Consider the following 18,647-nt stretch of genomic DNA (forward strand, 5'->3'; position numbering starts at 1 on the left):
TCCCCAGCCCTCCCCCGCAAGCGGGGGAGGGAGCGCACCTCCTTTCACTCCACCGCCTACCCCGCCAACCTGTCCCGCACCTCCGCCGCGATCTCGAACGAGCGCAGCCGCGCGGCGTGGTCGTAGATCTGGCCCGTGGTCATCAGCTCGTCCGCGCCGGTCTCGGCGATCAGTGTCCTCAGCTTCGCTTCCACCACGGCGGGCGAGCCGACCACGGAGCAGGACAGCGACTGGCCGACGCCGGCCTTCTCCGCCGGCGACCACAGCGCGTCCATGTCGTCCACTGGCGGCGGCAGCTGGCCGGGCGTGCCGCGGCGCAGGTTGATGAACTGCTGCTGCAGCGATGAGAACATGCGTTGCGCCTCCGCGTCGCTATCCGCGGCGAACACATTGACGCCGACCATCGCATAGGGCTTGTCGAGCTGCGCCGAGGGCTCGAAGCGCGCGCGATATTCGCGCAGCGCCGGCGTCATCATCTGCGGCGCGAAATGCGAGGCGAACGCGAACGGCAGCCCCAGCATCGCAGCAAGCTGCGCGCCAAAAGTGCTGGAGCCGAGGATCCAGAGCGGCACCTTCGTTCCCATGCCGGGCACGGCGCGGATCGCCTGGTTCGGCTGCACGTCGCCGAGCAGCGCCTGCAATTCCAGCACGTCATGCGGAAAATTCTCCGAACTGGTGGCGAGATCGCGCCGCAGCGCCCGCGCGGTGAACTGGTCGGTGCCCGGCGCACGGCCGAGCCCGAGATCGATCCGCCCGGGATGGAGCGAGGCCAGCGTGCCGAACTGCTCGGCGATGATCAGCGGCGAATGGTTCGGCAGCATGATCCCGCCGGAGCCGACGCGGATCGTCCTGGTCCCGCCCGCGACATGGGCGATCACCACCGACGTCGCCGCGCTCGCGATCCCCGTCATGTTGTGATGCTCGGCCAGCCAGAACCGCTTGTAACCCCACCTCTCCGCATGCTGCGCCAGATCGAGCGAATTGCGAAATGCCTGGGCTGCGTCGCCACCCTGCCGGATGGGCGCGAGGTCGAGCACGGAGAAGGGGATCATGTGGGTGTACCTGAGGTGGGGGATCTGCGCGATGATGCGCGTCTGCAAGGGTCACATGTAGTGTCAGGAAGACATCGTCGCCCAACAGTTTGAGCAACGATGTCTCCGTTCACAACACTGTTATTGCGACCTATTGCGCCCTTCGCCTCAGCTGGGCGTTTTGCGCCTGTTGTTGTATTCTGAACGGAACAACTGCTCGGTAGCCGGAGGAAGCTACATGACCACCGTCGTATTCAACCGCCGCAACTTCCTCGCTGCCGGCGGCGCGGTCCTCGCGACCGGAATCCTTGCAACCGGAGTTTCCGGACTCCTGCTGCCTGCCCGCGCGGCAGGCCTCGCGCCGACCGAGACGATGTCGGGCGGGGCGAACAATTACCGCAAGGGCGCGGCGGTCGTGGAGCGGATCGGAAAGGGCGGCTTCTGGATGAGCGGCACCGTGCGCCGCGCCGGCGACGGGGCTCCGCTCGCCGGGCAGCGCATCCAGATCTGGGCGCACACGGTCGAAGGGCAGGAGCACGAGCCGCAGAGTCACGGCGCCACGCTCACCGACAAGGACGGAAAATTCCGGCTCGAGATGCCGCAGATCATTCCCATCTTCGGCCAACCGCATGGCCACCTCGCCTATGACAGCGGTGAATTCAAAACCGTCTTCCTGCGGCCGGTGATGCGGAGCGCAAAGGAAACCAGCCTCGAGGCGCACTTCGTCCTTCAGCCGGTTTGACCGAATTGCAAATGAAGGGGTGGAGATCGGCCCGGGCGACCCTGATCTGGGTCGCCCTTGCTCTTGCCATTGGCGTGCCGATCGCCCTGGCGGCGGGAAGCGAGCAGCTCGCATGGCGCGGTCCGGTCTACATCCTCGCCGGATTCGCGGGCATCATCGCGCTGGGACTCGTGCTCGTTCAGCCCCTGCTGATCGGCGGATATCTGCCGGGTCTGTCGGCCTATCGCGGCCGGCGCGTCCATCACTGGATCGGCGGCACGCTTGCTCTCGCGGTGGTGATCCATGTCGCCGGCCTCTGGATCACCAGTCCGCCCGACATGATCGACGCGCTGACCTTCACATCGCCGACGCCGTTCTCCCCCTTCGGCGTGATCGCCATGTGGGCCATCTTCACCGTTGCGCTTCTGGCTCTCCTGCGCCGGCGATTGGGACTGCGCCTGCGAACCTGGCGCATCGTCCATGTTCCGCTTGCGATCGTCATCGTCGCAGGCAGCGTGGCCCATTGCCTGCTGATCGAGGGGACAATGGAGACAATCTCGAAGGCTGTGCTTTGTGTGCTTGTGCTCGCGGCGGCCATCAAGGTCATTGCTGGCCTCTGGAGAAAGCGAACGTTGCGCGGCGAGAGCATTGCGCGGCAGTGAGCGGCGAACTCGTGAGGCGAAGGCCTCTCAACCCGTCATTGCGAGGAGCCCTTGCGACGAAGCAATCCAGACTGTCGCTGCGGAAAGATTCTGGATTGCTTCGCTCCGCTCGCAATGACGGAGCTTGCGGAAGCGCAATCCGGGGCGACTGCATCCGCGGCTGATGGCCCCGGATTACGCTGACGCTCCATCCGGGCTACACCGCTTTGCTTGCCGCAGATTGCGGCGGGGCGTATCCTTCCGCGATGGTTGTCAGTGCCCCCGATCTGAAAGCGTTCCTGCTCGCGACGCCGTTCTTCGGCGGTCTTTCGGACCCAAGTCTCGACTTTCTGATTTCGATGCTGGTCGAATGCCGCTTTGATGCCGGCGCGACCGTCGTGGCGGAAGGCGAGCCGGGACGCTCGCTGTTCATCGTCAGATCCGGCCGGCTGGCGGTGAGCAAGCGGGCGAGTTCGGGGAGCGTCGTCCCGATTTCCGTTCTGGCGCCTGGCGATTTCTTCGGTGAGATGACGCTGATCGAGATGCAGAATCGCTCTGCAACGGTGGTCGCGGAGGCACCGACGGTGCTGTTCGAGCTGACGGCGCAAAATCTCTACGCCTGCTACAAGGCCGACATCCACGCCTATGTGATCGTGCTGCAGAACATCAATCGCGAGCTCTGCCGACGGCTGCGGCGGGCGGACGATCGGTTTGCGGGGCTGCAGGTGGGTGATGAGAATTGATCTTGCGTAGGATGGCGCCAAGCGCTCTTCATCCGATTCGTTGATCGTGTTAGTATCATTGATGTTTAAACGCCGTCGTCAGGCGATAAGGCAGTGACCATGCCGTTTCGCTCTTCCCGGCTCACATCCCGGATCGACGAGTTCGCCACTGGGAGTGCTGACCTGCTGATCCTGATCGGCCGCATATTGCTTGTATGGGTCTTTGTTGGAAGTGCGTACGGAGCACTTACCAACTTCAGTGGCTCGGTGAGCTATTTCAGGTCATTGAACCTTCCAATGCCTCAGCTGTTCACTGCGACCGCTGTCGCACTGGAAGCACTGATTTCGGCCGGCCTGATACTCGGCATTGGTACGCGCTACTGCGCAATTGTGATTCTTCTATTTGTATTCTCGGCTACTGCAATCGCACATCGTTACTGGGAATATCCCGCCGGCCCGGCGCAGATTGGGCAGTACAATCATTTCCTGAAGAACATCTCGATATTGGGAGGCGCTCTGTTGATCCTGGTCACCGGAGGAGGCCGGTTTTCCCTCGATCGGAGGCTGGCAGGCTAGCAGCATGGTCCGCTTCTCCCTCAGTCTGATGGCCACTCACTTAGATGTAGCGCAAGCATCGTCGCCCACAGCGCTGTGAGAGATCGAAGCCGCGCGATGCACCCGCTCAATCCGTTCGCCTTGACGCCATCAATGCGACGCGCATCTCTGCCAGTTCGGCAGCCGCCAGGCCGCGCCTTTTGAGGCCGTTACTGCTTCACTTCGCCCGATGTCTGGAAGCAGCGGCGAGCAGATGGCTGACGAATTTTGACAGAGCCTTCAAACGCTCGCCGATGACCCCGAAGAAAAGCATCAGCCACGTCGCGAGCGCGGCACACCACAAAACGCTTTCCAATGCTTCGGGCATGAGGACACCCTTAAAAGCAATTACTTGAAATCTGATGAGTGTTGCCGAAAGGAGCCGATGCTACAAGTCCTCTCAAAAGTAGCAGGTCGCTGAAATACTCGGAACAGCCCTCAGCCGTGAACTAGAGCATGATCCGGAAAAGTGCGCAGCGGTTTTCTGAAAAGATCATGCTCAAACGACAACCTAAAGCGCGATGACGATTCATCCCAATCTCATCGCGCTTTAGCTAAGGAAAACAGCAAAACTCGGACGCTTCGCGCCGCGAGAACGTCGCTTCGTGTGTGAACACAAGAATGATTGAGCGTTCTCGCCTCGCCGGTGTCGCCGGTATCAGCGGCGGGCGGCGATGGCCGTCAATTCCAGCTTGACGCCCGGGCCGAGATCCGCAACGCCGACCGCGGCACGCGCCGGCAGATGGTCCGCGTTGAAATAGCGCTTCCATACCTGGTTGAGCGCCGCCTTGTCGGCAAGGTTGGTCACGTAGATCGTCACCTGGAGAACGCAGGAGAGATCGGAGCCGGCCCCATCGAGCAGAGTCTTCAACTGGCGAAGCACATCGTCGGCCTGGCCCGCCATGTCGAGCCCGGTATCCTCGGGAACGATGCCGCCGAGATAGAGCACGCCATTATGCTCGACGATCTCGTGGAGCAGTCCTTCATAGGGCAGGGAACGTTTGATCACGATGGCATCCGTACGGTGTTGCGGGTTCGCCGGCTGGGCGGAGGGCACGCTTCAATGGGGGAGAGCATGGTGCTGCCAGACAGGATTGAACTGTCGACCTCTCCATTACCAATGGAGTGCTCTACCACTGAGCTACGGCAGCATGTGCTGGGACAAGAATCGGCCGCCAAGGGGCCTACCAAGCGGGCCGATATCTGCCACAAGCCCCCCTCCTGTGCAAGCTTGCAGGGCTCGTCAAAACGAGAAAATCGGGTCGATATCGAGGGCAAAATGCTCATTTCGGATCGAAACGATCGACTTTTCGCCAATTTGGCGTCCGATATCCCCGGCCAACTGGCCAGTTGCCCGCGGTGCCGGATTCGGCCCATTTCGCGTTTCGCACGATCGGATTCGCGCGGAGCCCCCTTGAGCTGTCGCCATTCGGTGGCATCCTGCCGCCGATCCCGTGAATGGACCCGTGATGGCCGACGAGACCGACAAGAGCGCGCGACAGGACGCAAAACAGGCGAGGGCGTCCCGCGACGACCGGCTGAAATCGGCGCTGCGCGAAAATCTGAAGCGGCGGAAGGTGCAGGCGCGCGAACGCGCCGCAGGCGCCGAGCCCCCGCAGAACGACAATGGTTCCCTGGATGAGGGGGCCGCCGGGAAAACCGGCGGCTAGAATTTTGGAATGAGCGAGAATGACGATGGGGCAGGACGGACAGCAACCAACCGGCAGGGAGGCGCTGATGGCGCAGTTCTCGCGTCCCGAGCAGACCTTTCCGACGCTGACGCCTGTCGAGATCGAGCGCCTGCGCCATTTCGGCGAGCTCAGGCAATATAAAGACGGCGAACTCCTGTTCGAAACCGGCAAGCGGGGGCCGGGCATGTTCGTGGTGCTGTCGGGGCATGTCGCCATCACCCAGCGCGACGGGCTCGGCCACGTCACGCCCGTGATCGATCAGGGGCCGGGGCAATTCCTGGCTGAACTCGGCCAGCTCTCGGGCAGGCCGGCGCTGGTCGATGGCCGCGCCGAGGGCGATGTCGAGGTGCTCCTCGTCCCGCCGGACCGGCTGCGTGCGCTGCTGGTGGCAGAAGCCGAGCTTGGCGAGCGCATCATGCGCGCGCTCATCCTGCGCCGGGTCAGCCTGATCCAGGGCGGCATCGGTGGCCCCGTGCTGATCGGGCCGTCGAACTCTGCCGGCGTGGTGCGCCTGCAAGGCTTTCTGACCCGCAACGGCCAGCCGCATCATCTGCTCGATCCCGATAGCGAGCACGATGCGGCCGAGATGATCGCGCGCTATTCGCCGAAGCCGGAGGATTGGCCGCTGGTCGTCACCGCCGACGGCACCGTGCTGCGCAATCCCAGCGAGACCCAGCTCGGGCGTGCCATCGGCATGATCGGCGGGGCCAAGGATGATCGCATCTACGACGTCGCGATCGTCGGCTGCGGACCGGCGGGACTTGCGACCGCGGTCTACGCCGCCTCCGAAGGTCTCTCGGTCGCCGTCGTCGACACCCGCGCCTTCGGCGGCCAGGCCGGCGCCAGTGCGCGGATCGAGAATTATCTGGGCTTCCCGACCGGCATCTCCGGCCAGGCGCTGGCAGGCCGAGCCTTCACCCAGGCGCAGAAGTTCGGCGCCGACATTATGATTCCGATGTCGGTGAGCTCGCTGGATTGCTCGCGCGCAAACGGCACCTTCGCGCTGGCGCTGGATTGCGGCGACACCTTGCGCTCGCGCGCGGTCGTGGTCGCGAGCGGCGCGCGTTATCGCCGGCCGGAGATCGCAAATCTCGACAAGTTCGACGGACGCGGCGTCTGGTATTGGGCCTCGCCGGTCGAGGCGCGGCTCTGCGCCGGCGAGGAGGTGGCGCTGGTCGGTGCCGGCAATTCGGCAGGCCAGGCCGCCGTGTTCCTGTCGGGTCATGCGAAGAAGGTCTTGATGATCATCCGCGGCGGCGGCCTGGGCGCCAGCATGTCGCGCTATCTCATCGAGCGCATTGAAGCGACGCCGAACATCGAATTGATGTTCAACACCGAGATCACGGCGCTCGAAGGCGACGAGGCCTCGCTGCTCCGCCGCATCCGCTGGAAGAGCCGCTTGTCCGCCGACGAGGATTCTGCCGACATCCGCAACCTCTTTTTGTTCGTCGGCGCCGATCCCGCCACCGGCTGGCTCGATGGCTGCGGCGTGACGCTCGATCGCGGCGGCTTCGTCGTCACCGGTGCGCAGTCCGAGCAGAACCAGGGCCGGCTGGTGGCGCCGCTCGAGACCTCCGTGCCCGGCGTCTACGCCGTCGGCGACGTCCGCTCCGGCTCGGTCAAGCGCGTCGGCGGCGCCATCGGCGAAGGCGCGCAGGTCGTGGCCTCCCTGCACGGCTATCTCGGCGACGCCGCAAAACCGGCGCTTTAGGCAAGGACAAGACAAGGGAACGGCAAGGCGAATGTGGCTTGCCATCGTACCGCATGATGCTGAACTATCCCCTCATCCTGAGGAGCGCGCTCCAAGCGCGCGTCTCGAAGGATGAAGGCCCGGAACGACGACCCGGGCCTTACATGGTTCGAGACGCGTGCTTCGCACGCTCCTCACCATGAGGATCTACCAACAAAACGCCCAAAGGGAGGACTAAATGGCTGAACTCGTCGTGCTCTACAAGACGCCCAAGGATGCTACGGCTTTCGACAAGCATTATGCCGAGACCCACATCCCGCTCGCCAAGAAGCTTCCCGGTCTGAAGAAATACGCCGTCAGCACGGGCACGGTCGGCTCCCCCGCCGGACCTTCCGGGGTCCACCTCGTCGCCATTCTCTCCTTCGATAGCGTGGCCGCCATCCAGTCGGCATTCGGCAGCGAGGAAGGCAAGGCCGCCGCGGGCGACGTGCCGAAATTCGCCAGTGGCGGCGCCGACCTGTTGATCTTCGACACCAAGGAAGTGTGAGACTTCGATTCAACTTTCGTCGAAAGCCTGCTGTCGTTTGTGACAGCGCCGCAAAAAATTCAGCCATGCGTTTGTCGATTCGCACGACCGCGCATGGCTGCCTGCGCATGTGTGACACCAGCGCAGGTGGCAATCCGATGAGGACCGTAATACTATTCTTCCGGTTTCAATGCTGGAAGTAGGAGAGATGCCATGGTTCTCGGGTTGAGCCTGCCCGCACTGACACTGATCCATGTCATCATCAGCCTGATCGCCATCGCCGCCGGCCTCGTCGTGATGTTCGGCCTGCTCGGCTCGAAGTCGATGCCGGGCCTCACCGCGATCTTCCTGCTGTTCACCATCCTCACCAGCGCCACCGGCTTCCTGTTTCCGTTCAAGGAGCTGCTGCCGTCGCACATCATCGGCATCATCTCGCTGGTGCTGCTCGCCATCGCCTGCTTCGCGCTGTACGGCAAGAAGCTCGCGGGCGGCTGGCGTCCGGTCTACATCGTGACCGCGATGATCTCGCTCTATTTCAACGTCTTCGTGCTGGTGATCCAGTCGTTCCTGAAGGTGCCGGCGCTCGCCGCGCTCGCGCCCGCGGTGCCGCCCGCGCCGCCGTCCGGCCCCGTGTTCGCGGTGGTGCAGGGCATCGTGCTGGTGTTCTTCGTGCTGCTCACCATTGGCGCCTGGCGCCGCTTCAGGCCGATGGCGTTCGCCTGATCGCTGCCCTCCGTCATTCCGGGGCGATGCGTAGCATCGAACCCGGAAGCTCGCACCACAACATCTGGATTCTCAGGTGCGCAACCGCGCACCATAGTCCGCGCTCATGCGCGTCCCGGAAAATGACGTCTCTCACTAAAGGAGCCCTGCAATGCCCACCATCACCACCAAAGACGGCGTCGAGATCTTCTACAAGGACTGGGGCTCGGGCCAGCCGATCGTGTTCAGCCATGGCTGGCCGCTGTCGTCCGATGACTGGGACGCGCAGATGATGTACTTCGTCACCCGCGGCTACCGCGTCATCGCCCACGACCGTCGCGGCCACGGCCGCTCGGCGCAGGTCGCCGATGGTCACGACATGGACCACTATGCCGACGATCTCGCCGCGCTGACCGCGCATCTCGACCTGAAGAAGGCCATTCACGTCGGCCACTCCACCGGTGGCGGTGAAGTCGTGCACTACATCGCGCGCCACGGCGAGAGCCGGGTGGCGAAGGCCGCGATTCTCTCCGCGGTGCCGCCGCTGATGGTGCAGACCGCGGCCAATCCCGGCGGCCTGCCGAAGAGCGTGTTCGACGATTTCCAGGCGCAGCTCGCCGCCGGCCGCTCGGCCTTTTACCGCGACATCGCCGCAGGTCCGTTCTACGGTTACAACCGTCCCGGCGTGAAGCCGTCCGAAGCGGTGATCCAGAACTGGTGGCGCCAGGGCATGATGGGCGGCGCGAAGGCGCACTACGACGGCATCGTCGCGTTCTCGCAGACCGATTTCACCGAGGATTTGAAGAAGATCAACGTGCCGGTGCTGGTGATGCACGGCGACGACGACCAGATCGTGCCATATGCCGATTCCGCGCCGCTGTCGGCCAAGCTGCTGAAGAACGGCATCCTGAAGACCTACAAGGGCTTCCCGCACGGCATGCCAACGACGCATGCCGAGACCATCAACGCGGACCTCCTGGCGTTTTTCAAGGAGTGAGGCGAAAACTCGTGCTGCTTGTGTCTTCCCTCTCCACTTGCGGGAGAGGGAAGAAACCCTCACTTCAATATCTCCCGGATCGCATCGAACGTGCGCTTCACGAAGACCTCCGGCTTCTCGCGCGCGCCTTCGCCGATCCAGCTTTCGCCGCCGACGCGCATCGCGCCGGTGGCGATCATGGCGACGAGCCGTGCCTTCAGCCGGTCCGATTTGTTTCGGGCGCGCTGTGACAGCCCTTCGGCCAATGCGCGCTCGAGCTTCTCGTACTTGAGCTGGTCGCGTGCCTGAAGTGCGGGGTTGTCGCGCTTGAGCCGCGACATCGCAGCCGCTTCCGCCGGGTCGAGCCGCCTGACGGCCGCCACGATCGCATTCTCCGCCGCCGTCAGCATTGATTCGTCCCGGGGCCGCGCGACGACCTCCGCGACCAGGGCAGCCGCGGCGCTTTCCTGCCAGGCGGCGACCACGTCCTCTTTCGATGCGAAATAGTGGAAGAAGCTGCGGCGCGACACATCCGCCGCCGCCGCGATGTCCTCGATGGTCGTGGCCTCGAAGCCGCGCTCGCGAAACAGCGTCATCGCCGCCCGAGCCAGCCGCTCGCGCGTCTCCTGCCGCTTGCGCTGCCGCAGGCCCGCCGCCGGCGATTTCCCTCCCGCGGACAATGGCTTGGCGCCGTTCCTGATCGATTTCCCGGCGAGCTTGGAGACCTTCAAATTATTTCACCTCTTGCAAACTTGCACCAAGTGCACATTTAGACCGGTCGCAGGTCTTTTCCATCCCCTGAAGGCCCTGGAGACATCGCATGACCGACTGGAGCACGGCAGACATCCCCTCACTGAGCGGCAAGACCGCCGTGGTGACCGGAGCGACGGGCGGCCTCGGTTACGAGACGGCGATGGCGCTGGCGGGCGCCGGTGCCATTGTCATACTCACCGGGCGCAACGACGCAAAGGGCCTGCGCGCGATCGAGGGCATCTGCGAGCGGTTTCCCAATGCTCTGATCGCCTATGAGCATCTCGACCTCGCAAGCCTTGCCTCCGTCGCCGACTTCTCGAGGCGCTTTGCCGCCGGCAATGAGCAGCTCGACCTCCTCGTCAACAATGCCGGCGTGATGGCGCTGCCGAAACGGCAGCAGACGGAGGATGGTTTCGAGATGCAGCTCGGCACCAACTATCTCGGCCATTATGCGCTGACGGCGCGGCTGTTGCCGGAGCTTCGCCGCGCCAAAGCGTCTCGCGTCATCAATCTCTCCAGCCTCGCGCACCGCTCCGGGGCGATCAATTTCGACGATCTGCACAGCAAGCGCTCCTATCGCCCATGGCGCGCCTATTGCCAGTCCAAGCTCGCGATGCTGATGTTTTCGCTGGAGCTGCAACGTCGCAGCCTCGCTGCCGGCTGGGGCGTGATGAGCGTTGCCGCGCATCCCGGCTACGCGCGGACCGATCTCATTCCGAACGGCCCGGGTGCAAACAGCTTCTCGTGGCGGGTCGGGCGGTTGCTCCAGCCCTTGATCAGCCAGTCCGCGGCCGAGGGCGCCCTGCCCACGCTGTTCGCGGCGACCTCTCCGGCCGCGGAGCCCGGCGGCTATTACGGTCCGCACGGGTTCTACGAATTGAAGGGGGCACCGAGGCCGGCGAGGATCATGCCGCACGCGAAGGATTTTGCCGTGGCAGCCATGCTGTGGGATGCCTCGGCGACGCTGACCGGTGTATCCTTCGACGAGATCGCGGCCGCCGCATGAGCCTCGGTGGGGACGTCCCGATGAAAGTCATCGTCTTCGGCGCGACCGGCATGGTCGGGCAGGGTGTGTTGCGCGAGTGCCTGATCGATCCCGGCATCGAACGCGTGGTTGTGGTGGGACGCAGCCCGACCGGCGTGCGCAACGCCAAGCTCACCGAGATCATCCACGACGATTTCACGGATTATGCGGCGATCGAGCCGCAGCTCACGGGCTTCGACGCCTGTTTCTTCTGCCTTGGCGTCTCCTCGATCGGCATGGGTGAGGAGCGCTACCGCCATCTCACCTACGACATCACGCTCGCCGCTGCGGCGACGCTGGCGAAATTCAACCCGCAGATGACATTCGTCTACGTCACCGGCGCCGGCACCGATTCCACCGAGCAGGGCTCGCGGATGTGGGCGCGGATCAAGGGCAAGACCGAGAACGATCTCTTCAAGCTGCCGTTCAAGGCCGCCTACATGTTCCGGCCCGGCGCGATCCAGCCCCTGCACGGCGCCCGCTCCAAGACTGCCTGGGTGCAGGCCGTGTACGCCACAACCTGGCCACTCTGGTCGGTGCTGCGCCGGATCTCGCCGCGGCTCGTCACCTCGACCGAGCAGATCGGCCGCGCCATGATCCGAGTCGCCCGGGAGGGCTATCGGCGGAAGGTGCTGGAGATGGAGGATATCAATAGCCTCTAGCCCGCCGGCCCGTTAGCTTGCGCGGAAATTTCGTTGCCCGCGCGCGTTGGGCCGTATCGGCTCCCGAGGAGAGAATGTCCGCGATGTCTCCCCAGCTCAAACTGATCGCGCTCGATGCCGACGATCTCGCCGTGATCTCCACCCATGTCCAGGACGCCCGGGTGCAGGCCTCGGACATCATCTGGCGGCAAAGCGAGAAACGGCTGGTGGTCGGGATGAGCCGGCTGGACTGGGAGCAGTCGCTGGAGGGCCAGGCCGAGCCGCGCCGGCTGGTCGCTGCGCTCCGCTTCGACCGCGTGCTCGCCTGCAAATCGCGCAACATCGATCTCGGTGCTCCAGACAAGGTCCTGGATCTCGTCGGCATCGAGTTTCACCCCCAGGACGGCCGTGCCGAAGAGCCCGGCGGCAGCGCCCTGCTTTTGTTCGCCCAGGGCGGCGCCATCCGCCTCGACGTCGAATGCCTGGAATGCGAGCTGACCGACCTTGGGGCGGACGAACTGGGAACGGGAATCGAGGCGGAGGGGTGAGGTGGCATGCCAAGGCCACGCATTCCGTTTTCGCCCTGGTTTCGCCCGGACGACCTCCGAAAGCCAACGGCCGGCCGCCAAGGGTTGGCCAAGGGTTGACGCCGCTTCCCCGCCGCGCCATTGAGCAGGGGACCTGGTGCGCCAATTCGCCCCGACAAACCAGCCAGAAGCCAAGCCAGACATGCCCGTTCGCCTCGACCGCAGCAGCGCCGATTTTGACCAGCGATTCGCGGCCTTCCTTGCCGCCAAGCGCGAGGTTTCGGCCGACGTCGAGGCCGCCGCGCGCGCCATCGTCGACGACGTGGCGAGGCGCGGCGATGCGGCCCTGCTCGAGGCGACGGCAAAGTTCGACCGGCTGACGCTGGATGCATCCGGCCTTCGCGTTTCGGCCGCCGAAATCGATGCCGCGAAGAAGGCGTGCGATGCCGCGACGCTGGACGCGCTCAAGCTCGCGCGCGACCGCATCGAGACCTATCACCGCCGTCAGCTCCCGGCGGACGAGCGCTTCACCGATCCGCTCGGCGTCGAGCTCGGCTGGCGCTACACGGCGATCGAATCCGCCGGCCTCTACGTGCCCGGCGGTACCGCGGCCTATCCATCCTCCGTGCTGATGAATGCGGTGCCGGCGAAGGTCGCGGGCGTCTCACGTCTGGTGATGGTGGTGCCGGCGCCGGACGGCAAGCTCAATCCGCTGGTGCTGGCGGCAGCCCATCTCGGTGGGGTCACCGAGATCTATCGCGTCGGCGGCGCGCAGGCCGTGGCCGCGCTCGCGCACGGCACGGCGACGATCGCGCCGGTGGCCAAGATCGTCGGGCCCGGCAACGCCTATGTCGCCGCGGCAAAGCGCCTGGTGTTCGGCAAGGTCGGCATCGACATGATCGCAGGCCCTTCCGAGGTGCTGGTCATCGCCGACGACACCGGCAATGCCGACTGGATCGCCGCTGATCTGTTGGCGCAGGCCGAGCACGACGCCAGCGCGCAGTCGATCCTGATCACCGATTCCGCGCGCCTTGCCGCCGATGTGGAGAAGGCGGTCGAGGCGCAGTTGAAGACATTGCCGCGCGCCGCGATTGCGAGCGCCTCCTGGGCCGATTTCGGCGCCATCATCATGGTGAAGGACCTTGCCGACGCCATCCCGCTCGCGGATGCGATCGCGGCCGAACATCTCGAGATCATGACGCCGGATCCGGACGCGCTCGCCGCCAGGATCCGCAACGCCGGTGCGGTGTTCCTCGGCGCGCATACGCCGGAGGCGATCGGCGACTATGTCGGCGGTTCCAACCACGTGCTGCCGACGGCGCGCTCGGCGCGGTTCTCCTCGGGGCTGTCCGTGCACGACTTCATGAAGCGCACCTCGATCCTGAAATGCGGCCCGGATCAGCTCCGCGCGCTGGGCCCGGCCGCGATGACGCTCGGACAAGCGGAGGGGCTGGATGCCCATTCGCGCTCGATTGGATTGCGCCTCAATCTGTCATGAACAAGCCGCCCGAACAGGACGACTCGACCAATCGCATCGTCGGCGTCACGCTCGACGAAGACTCGATCGGCCGTTCCGGTCCCGACATCGAGCATGAGCGCGCGATCGCGATCTACGACCTGATCGAGCAGAATCTGTTTGCGCCCGATGGCGCCGAGGGGCAGGGGCCGTTCACGCTGCATATCGGCATCACCGGCAACCGCCTGATGTTCGACATCCGCCGCGAGGACGGCACGCCCGTGGTCGCGCATCTATTGTCGCTGACGCCGTTCCGGCGGATCGTGAAGGACTATTTCATGATCTGCGACAGCTACTATCAGGCGATCCGGACAGCTACACCGGACAAGATCGAGGCCATCGACATGGGCCGCCGCGGCATCCATGACGAGGGATCGCGCACGCTCCAGGAGCGGCTGAAAGGCAAGGTGCGGGTCGACTTCGAGACCTCGCGCCGGCTGTTCACGCTCATTACCGTCCTGCATTGGAAGGGGTAGGGCATGGCTTGGAAAAATGTGCAGCGGTTTTCCGACAAGGCCATGCCCTCCGTCAAAAGAGGCTAAACGCGGATGGCTGCGCCGCCACGCGCACGCGATCCGCAATCGGTGCTGTTCGCCTGTGCGATGAACAGCGTGCGCTCGCCGATGGCCGAGAGCCTGCTGCAACACATGTTTCCGCAAGGTCTCTACGTGAAATCGGCCGGCGCCAGGAAGGGCGAGCTCGATCCGTTCGCGGTCGCCGTGATGGCCGAACTCGGCCAGGACATCTCCCCCCACAAGCCGCAGACCTTCGAGGAGCTGGAGGATTGGGAGGGGTTGAATTTCGACCTCATCATCACGCTTTCGCCGGAGGCGCACCACAAGGCGCTGGAATTGACCCGCACGCTCGCCGCCGATGTCGAATACTGGCCGACGCAGGATCCCACCACCATCGAAGGCAGCCGCGACCAGAAGCTCGCCGCCTATCGCGAAGTCTGCGACCAGCTGCTGATGCGCATCCGCCGGCGGTTTGCGAAGGTCGGCGCTGCGACCGAGTAGCTGTCGTGCCCCGGACGCCGCACCTCTGCTCCCTCGCCCCGCGTGCGGGGAGAGGTGAAGACGGCGTAACACCGGCGTCACGGACCGCAGGCAAACCCACGTCGGACGCCTCGAATCACTAAGCTCGGGTTCCCGGGTTGTGAAACCGGGCCCCTTCCGATAGGTTCCGCGCGCAATTCACCCCCTCCGCTTCATCCCCAAATCACCTGATGCTCGGCCGCCCCAAATTCGTACTTGCCTCCGGTTCGCCGCGGCGCCTGTCGCTGCTCAACCAGGCCGGCATCGAGCCGGACGCGCTCCGGCCGGCCGACGTCGACGAGACGCCGAAGCGGGGCGAGCTGCCGCGCGCCTGCGCCAACCGCCTCGCCAGGGCCAAGGCCGATGCGGCGCTCAAATCGGTGCAGCTCGATGACGAGCTGCGCGGTGCCTTCATCCTCTCCGCCGACACGGTTGTGGCGGTCGGTCGCCGCATCCTGCCCAAGGCCAATTTGGTGGATGAGGCCGCGCAGTGCCTGCGGCTGCTGTCGGGCCGCAACCACCGCGTCTACACCGCGATCACCCTGGTGACGCCGCGCGAGGCCTTCCGCCAGCGCCTGGTCGAGACCCGCGTCCGTTTCAAGCGGCTGTCGGAGGACGACATCCAGGCCTATATCGGCTCCGGCGAATGGCGCGGCAAAGCCGGCGGCTACGCCGTGCAAGGCATCGCCGGCTCCTTCGTCGTCAAGATGGTCGGCTCCTACACCAACGTGGTCGGCCTGCCCCTGTACGAGACCACGACGCTGCTCGGCGGCGAGGGTTTCCCGATCCGCTTCGGCTGGCTCAACGCCACGGCCGTCTGACCGCGCGAAAGCCGCGCCGGGCGGTCCGACAAAAATCTCGAAAACAACCCCATGCACAGTAGAATTGGGCTCGCCCGACCTGCCGGGAGCACATGCGCCGCCGCTCGAGGAACCCGTTTGCCGACAGGCGCTTGAACTCCCTCACCCCCTGTGTCAGTTGCCCCGATCATGGACGACCACGTCAAAACGCCCGCTGCCCCCCTCAAGACCTGCCCGATCTGCGGCAAGCCGCAGTCGCAGGCCACCCGCCCGTTCTGCTCCTCGCGCTGCCGCGATGTCGATCTGAACCGCTGGCTGAAAGGCTCCTATGTCATCCCCGGCCGCGACGACGGAGCGGATGACGTAGAATAGACTAATAATATCAAATACTTGATTGATCTGGCGGCCTGCCGCGACGATCCTGCCCAACCTTGTGCACAGCCGGGCAGCCCCCCGCGAAGCCAAAGGCGAAGCGTGGGTGGACAGGCAGCCTTCAGCCCACTATAAACCGCCCGCTCGATGGGCCTTGGCCCCTCTCTTGGAGCACGCCCAGGTAGCTCAGTTGGTAGAGCATGCGACTGAAAATCGCAGTGTCGGTGGTTCGATTCCGCCCCTGGGCACCAACAACTACGCTTGAGCACGATCTTGTACGATTGCGTTCGCTGGATGATCGGCGCGAAGGGTGCTCACGCATTTCTCTCCCGACGCGCCAGCGTGCATATCGCCGTGGTCCTGTGTCCGACCGTGCTCCTCGCTATCATCGGCCTGCAATATTGACCTCCTAAGCTGGGCGATTGGCGTCCACAATTGCGGATTCATTGACCGGCCATGTTTGGCGCTCTGGGTAGAGGCTTCATTGAATCCACGACCAATCATCAGTTGTTTTTTATTCGAGCTTCCCATCGAGCAACCTTGCACCGCGTCGGCCAACATCTTGCCGCCACGGCTGTTCAGATGAATCCCTCAGTGTGAACTTGCCAGCCATTCCTTCGAGCGATCTTGTCCAGGCTCTGACGCATGATGAAATGGCGGAAGGCGTCGGAGGAGAACCGAGTGAACTTGAAGACAGCGAAGGAGCGAAGAGGGAGCGCCTCTCCGCCGGTCGCCTACGGTTTTTGGCCGCCAGCAACCTTCCTAGTCTCATCGCGAAATAGCCACAACAGACAGGTCAAATTTTACTCAGGTCGGAAATGGCATAGGACCGCTACGATGTTCTGGAAATCATCTCGCGCTTTGGGAGCCGCCCTCTATATCGCCGCATTTCCTGCAAGCGCGCAGCAGGGCGCGGAGTTCGACGCGTGCATAGCCAAAGCCGACGGCGTTTCCTCGAAAATGTTGGATTGCGGCAAAGCCGAAGTCGATAAGTGGGACCCGAGGCTGAATGCCGCCTATCAGACGCTTCTGCACAGGTCCGAGGGCAAGCAGCGAGCGCAATTGCAGCAAGAGCAGAGGACCTGGCTCAAACATCATTTGAGCGAGACCCACCGTCTAGCTGTCAACCCCAACAATGGGTCTGTCGCATTCCTCGAATCGCAGTCTTTTGAATTGGATGACTTGGTCGAGCGAACGTTGGCGCTCGAAAAGCGCGTCAACGAGAAGCCTTGAGCGGTCGACACCTTCGTCAAATCAGCACTTGAACCGGATGTTGGTATCGGTAGTTGCGCCTCCAGGATTTGAACCTCGCTAGGGGTCGAACAAGCGGCGGGTTCCGGCTGGCCATAAGCGATGCTTCCCAGCGAGCCAGGCTGCCAGCCAATAACGAAGCAGGGCTCCCGCGATTGTGGGTTTCGGGATGTAACCTCCGCCATCGTGCCAAGCGCTCACGCAGCCATACTGAGAACAAACAGCGGTTCCTCGTGTCGGTGGTTGCGTATGATTCCCTCCCTAGGCACCAAGCTGCGCTTCTGTGCCGTGGACCACGATTTCATGCGACGGCGCTGCGTGGGTGCCAGGCTGACCGATTTGTGCTCGTGACGAGTGGCGCTCCGGATCCGCCTAGGGCTCCCTCACGACCCGCGCCATAGCATAGGGCGGGCATGTTTTGCTCAGAAGCGGCCTCGTACACCGCTCGGTCTGTCGCCGAAGCGTTGTCGGAACAGGCGGTTGAAATGCGAGACGTTGGAATATCCGACCTGGGCGGCAATCTCGGACACCGGACGGTCCGGGAATTTGGTCAAGAGGGCGAAGGCCCGCTTCAATCTCAACTCATTCACGCGTGCGGTGAATGATGCTCCCGACTTCTCCAGCAACTCCTGAAGATAGCGCGGCGAGATACCCTGGCGCGCGGCAACATGCGCGAGCGAGAGCTCGGGGTCGGTGAAAGATCTTCCGATAAAATCGATTGCAGCGGCCAATCGTGCCGCGGCGGCGCCGCCCCTTGCCTGTTGTCGCGCGTCGTGGGTAGGGCCGATCACCAAGGCGGCGAGATCGTGGATGTGGTTGACCATCGCCTGCCGCAGCGCCGTCTCATCGAGACCGGGCTCCCCCTGGATGAGATGCAGATAGCCGAGAAGCAGCCGCAGCGGCGAAGCGCCGTGCGAAATCGGTCTCATGACCGCGCCGGCGATATCGTTCGTCCGTACGGCCAGAGCGGCGCGCGGAAACAACAAGTGAAGATGCCTCGTCGCGCAAAACAGGACCGGCTCGTCCGGACGGACAATCACGGCATCGCCTTGCTTCAGCACCAATTCCTTGTCGCGCTGCGACACCATTGCCGCTTCCGCCAGATTGACGAACAGGCCAATCCCGTCACCGCCATCGGCAGCCAGTGCGCGCGTGCGATGGAGGCGCGCCTTCGAGCCGGCGCAGGATGCGATGCGTACACCCGGGAGGTTCTGAAGCACGGCGTCCGCCCTGAACGGGACATCATGCGATGCCGGTTCGATGTCGACGTGCACCAGCGTTCTTCCGAATTCCTCGCGCCATCGCGCCAGTCTCTCATTTTCAGGCAATTGATCGGTGGTGAAGCGCCTGGGCGAAAAATCTTCGGCTGCGGACATGGGCGATGCATTCCAATGAATTTCGAACCTAGTGTTCACCCGGAGATTGCAAATTTCAA

General features: G+C 64.0%; 23 protein-coding genes and 2 tRNA genes. 19 read left to right on the plus strand and 6 right to left on the minus strand.

Annotated features, from left to right (window positions below; genetic code table 11):
• Positions 1 to 56: 56 nt before the first annotated feature.
• Entirely contained in the window at positions 57 to 1,052 is a 996-nt protein-coding gene (locus GPL20_RS20390; protein ID WP_157331296.1) for an LLM class flavin-dependent oxidoreductase, read from the minus strand.
• A gap of 217 nt (positions 1,053 to 1,269) precedes the next feature.
• On the opposite strand from GPL20_RS20390, the gene GPL20_RS20395 reads away from it, so the two are divergent.
• The 4 genes from GPL20_RS20395 to GPL20_RS20415 all read left to right on the plus strand — a co-directional run bounded on the left by GPL20_RS20395 (position 1,270) and on the right by GPL20_RS20415 (position 3,691).
• Positions 1,270 to 1,773 carry a peptidase associated/transthyretin-like domain-containing protein gene (locus tag GPL20_RS20395; protein ID WP_157331297.1) on the plus strand — a complete coding sequence of 168 codons (504 nt, stop codon included), beginning with the start codon at positions 1,270 to 1,272 and terminating at the stop codon, positions 1,771 to 1,773.
• A gap of 11 nt (positions 1,774 to 1,784) precedes the next feature.
• A complete protein-coding gene (locus tag GPL20_RS20400) occupies positions 1,785 to 2,414 on the plus strand; it encodes a ferric reductase-like transmembrane domain-containing protein (RefSeq protein WP_157331298.1) in 630 nt (209 codons plus the stop codon).
• 245 nt (positions 2,415 to 2,659) lie between these two features.
• A complete protein-coding gene (locus GPL20_RS20410; protein ID WP_157331300.1) occupies positions 2,660 to 3,136 on the plus strand; it encodes a cyclic nucleotide-binding domain-containing protein in 477 nt (158 codons plus the stop codon).
• 99 nt (positions 3,137 to 3,235) lie between these two features.
• Positions 3,236 to 3,691 (plus strand): DoxX family protein, encoded by a 456-nt coding sequence (locus GPL20_RS20415; RefSeq protein ID WP_157331434.1) that lies wholly within the window; start codon positions 3,236 to 3,238, stop codon positions 3,689 to 3,691.
• 196 nt (positions 3,692 to 3,887) lie between these two features.
• Here GPL20_RS20415 and GPL20_RS38915 read toward each other — a convergent pair whose 3' ends face one another.
• The 3 genes from GPL20_RS38915 to GPL20_RS20425 form a co-directional block, all read right to left on the minus strand.
• Positions 3,888 to 4,037 (minus strand): hypothetical protein, encoded by a 150-nt coding sequence (locus GPL20_RS38915; protein WP_167533125.1) that lies wholly within the window; start codon positions 4,035 to 4,037, stop codon positions 3,888 to 3,890.
• Positions 4,038 to 4,367: 330 nt separating this feature from the next.
• Positions 4,368 to 4,718, minus strand: coding sequence for a RidA family protein (locus GPL20_RS20420; RefSeq protein WP_254125648.1), 351 nt, complete (start codon positions 4,716 to 4,718; stop codon positions 4,368 to 4,370).
• 67 nt (positions 4,719 to 4,785) lie between these two features.
• A tRNA-Thr gene (locus GPL20_RS20425) sits at positions 4,786 to 4,860 on the minus strand.
• A gap of 318 nt (positions 4,861 to 5,178) precedes the next feature.
• Between GPL20_RS20425 and GPL20_RS20430 the strand changes: the two genes are divergently transcribed.
• The 5 genes from GPL20_RS20430 (at position 5,179) to GPL20_RS20450 (ending at position 9,315) form a co-directional block, all read left to right on the plus strand.
• Positions 5,179 to 5,379, plus strand: a complete 201-nt coding sequence (locus GPL20_RS20430; protein ID WP_157331301.1) for a hypothetical protein — start codon at positions 5,179 to 5,181, stop codon at positions 5,377 to 5,379.
• Between the two features lie 25 nt (positions 5,380 to 5,404).
• Complete coding sequence (locus GPL20_RS20435; RefSeq protein WP_157331436.1) at positions 5,405 to 7,111, plus strand: FAD-dependent oxidoreductase; 1,707 nt, start codon at positions 5,405 to 5,407, stop codon at positions 7,109 to 7,111.
• Positions 7,112 to 7,328: 217 nt separating this feature from the next.
• On the plus strand, positions 7,329 to 7,637 hold the full coding sequence (locus tag GPL20_RS20440) for an EthD family reductase (RefSeq protein ID WP_157331302.1): 309 nt from the start codon (positions 7,329 to 7,331) through the stop codon (positions 7,635 to 7,637).
• Positions 7,638 to 7,829: 192 nt separating this feature from the next.
• Positions 7,830 to 8,339 (plus strand): hypothetical protein, encoded by a 510-nt coding sequence (locus GPL20_RS20445; RefSeq protein WP_157331303.1) that lies wholly within the window; start codon positions 7,830 to 7,832, stop codon positions 8,337 to 8,339.
• A gap of 151 nt (positions 8,340 to 8,490) precedes the next feature.
• Positions 8,491 to 9,315 (plus strand): alpha/beta fold hydrolase, encoded by an 825-nt coding sequence (locus GPL20_RS20450; protein WP_157331304.1) that lies wholly within the window; start codon positions 8,491 to 8,493, stop codon positions 9,313 to 9,315.
• 59 nt (positions 9,316 to 9,374) lie between these two features.
• Here the strand turns inward: GPL20_RS20450 and GPL20_RS20455 are convergent, their stop codons facing one another.
• Positions 9,375 to 10,025, minus strand: a complete 651-nt coding sequence (locus GPL20_RS20455) for a TetR/AcrR family transcriptional regulator (RefSeq protein WP_157331305.1) — start codon at positions 10,023 to 10,025, stop codon at positions 9,375 to 9,377.
• A gap of 89 nt (positions 10,026 to 10,114) precedes the next feature.
• Between GPL20_RS20455 and GPL20_RS20460 the strand changes: the two genes are divergently transcribed.
• The 10 genes from GPL20_RS20460 (at position 10,115) to GPL20_RS20505 (ending at position 17,194) form a co-directional block, all read left to right on the plus strand.
• Entirely contained in the window at positions 10,115 to 11,053 is a 939-nt protein-coding gene (locus tag GPL20_RS20460; RefSeq protein ID WP_157331306.1) for an SDR family oxidoreductase, read from the plus strand.
• 20 nt (positions 11,054 to 11,073) lie between these two features.
• On the plus strand, positions 11,074 to 11,733 hold the full coding sequence (locus GPL20_RS20465) for an NAD(P)H-binding protein (RefSeq protein WP_167533126.1): 660 nt from the start codon (positions 11,074 to 11,076) through the stop codon (positions 11,731 to 11,733).
• An 83-nt stretch (positions 11,734 to 11,816) separates the two neighbouring features.
• Entirely contained in the window at positions 11,817 to 12,260 is a 444-nt protein-coding gene (locus GPL20_RS20470; protein ID WP_167533127.1) for a DUF2948 family protein, read from the plus strand.
• A 181-nt stretch (positions 12,261 to 12,441) separates the two neighbouring features.
• Complete coding sequence (hisD, locus tag GPL20_RS20475) at positions 12,442 to 13,737, plus strand: histidinol dehydrogenase (protein WP_157331309.1); 1,296 nt, start codon at positions 12,442 to 12,444, stop codon at positions 13,735 to 13,737.
• On the plus strand, positions 13,734 to 14,231 hold the full coding sequence (locus GPL20_RS20480) for a UPF0262 family protein (RefSeq protein WP_157331310.1): 498 nt from the start codon (positions 13,734 to 13,736) through the stop codon (positions 14,229 to 14,231). Before hisD ends, GPL20_RS20480 begins: the two co-directional genes overlap by 4 nt.
• Before the next feature lie 72 nt (positions 14,232 to 14,303).
• Positions 14,304 to 14,771: an arsenate-mycothiol transferase ArsC gene (locus GPL20_RS20485; RefSeq protein WP_157331311.1), complete on the plus strand. Its 468-nt coding sequence runs from the start codon at positions 14,304 to 14,306 to the stop codon at positions 14,769 to 14,771.
• 209 nt (positions 14,772 to 14,980) lie between these two features.
• Complete coding sequence (locus GPL20_RS20490; RefSeq protein WP_007597557.1) at positions 14,981 to 15,610, plus strand: Maf-like protein; 630 nt, start codon at positions 14,981 to 14,983, stop codon at positions 15,608 to 15,610.
• 168 nt (positions 15,611 to 15,778) lie between these two features.
• Positions 15,779 to 15,961 carry a DNA gyrase inhibitor YacG gene (gene yacG / locus GPL20_RS20495; protein WP_157331312.1) on the plus strand — a complete coding sequence of 61 codons (183 nt, stop codon included), beginning with the start codon at positions 15,779 to 15,781 and terminating at the stop codon, positions 15,959 to 15,961.
• 175 nt (positions 15,962 to 16,136) lie between these two features.
• A tRNA-Phe gene (locus GPL20_RS20500) sits at positions 16,137 to 16,212 on the plus strand.
• 586 nt (positions 16,213 to 16,798) lie between these two features.
• Entirely contained in the window at positions 16,799 to 17,194 is a 396-nt protein-coding gene (locus tag GPL20_RS20505) for a lysozyme inhibitor LprI family protein (RefSeq protein ID WP_157331313.1), read from the plus strand.
• Positions 17,195 to 17,634: 440 nt separating this feature from the next.
• Here the strand turns inward: GPL20_RS20505 and GPL20_RS20510 are convergent, their stop codons facing one another.
• Positions 17,635 to 18,588: an AraC family transcriptional regulator gene (locus GPL20_RS20510; protein ID WP_157331314.1), complete on the minus strand. Its 954-nt coding sequence runs from the start codon at positions 18,586 to 18,588 to the stop codon at positions 17,635 to 17,637.
• Positions 18,589 to 18,647: the final 59 nt, after the last annotated feature.

It is taken from the genome of Bradyrhizobium cajani (assembly GCF_009759665.1).
GTDB lineage: Bacteria > Pseudomonadota > Alphaproteobacteria > Rhizobiales > Xanthobacteraceae > Bradyrhizobium > Bradyrhizobium cajani.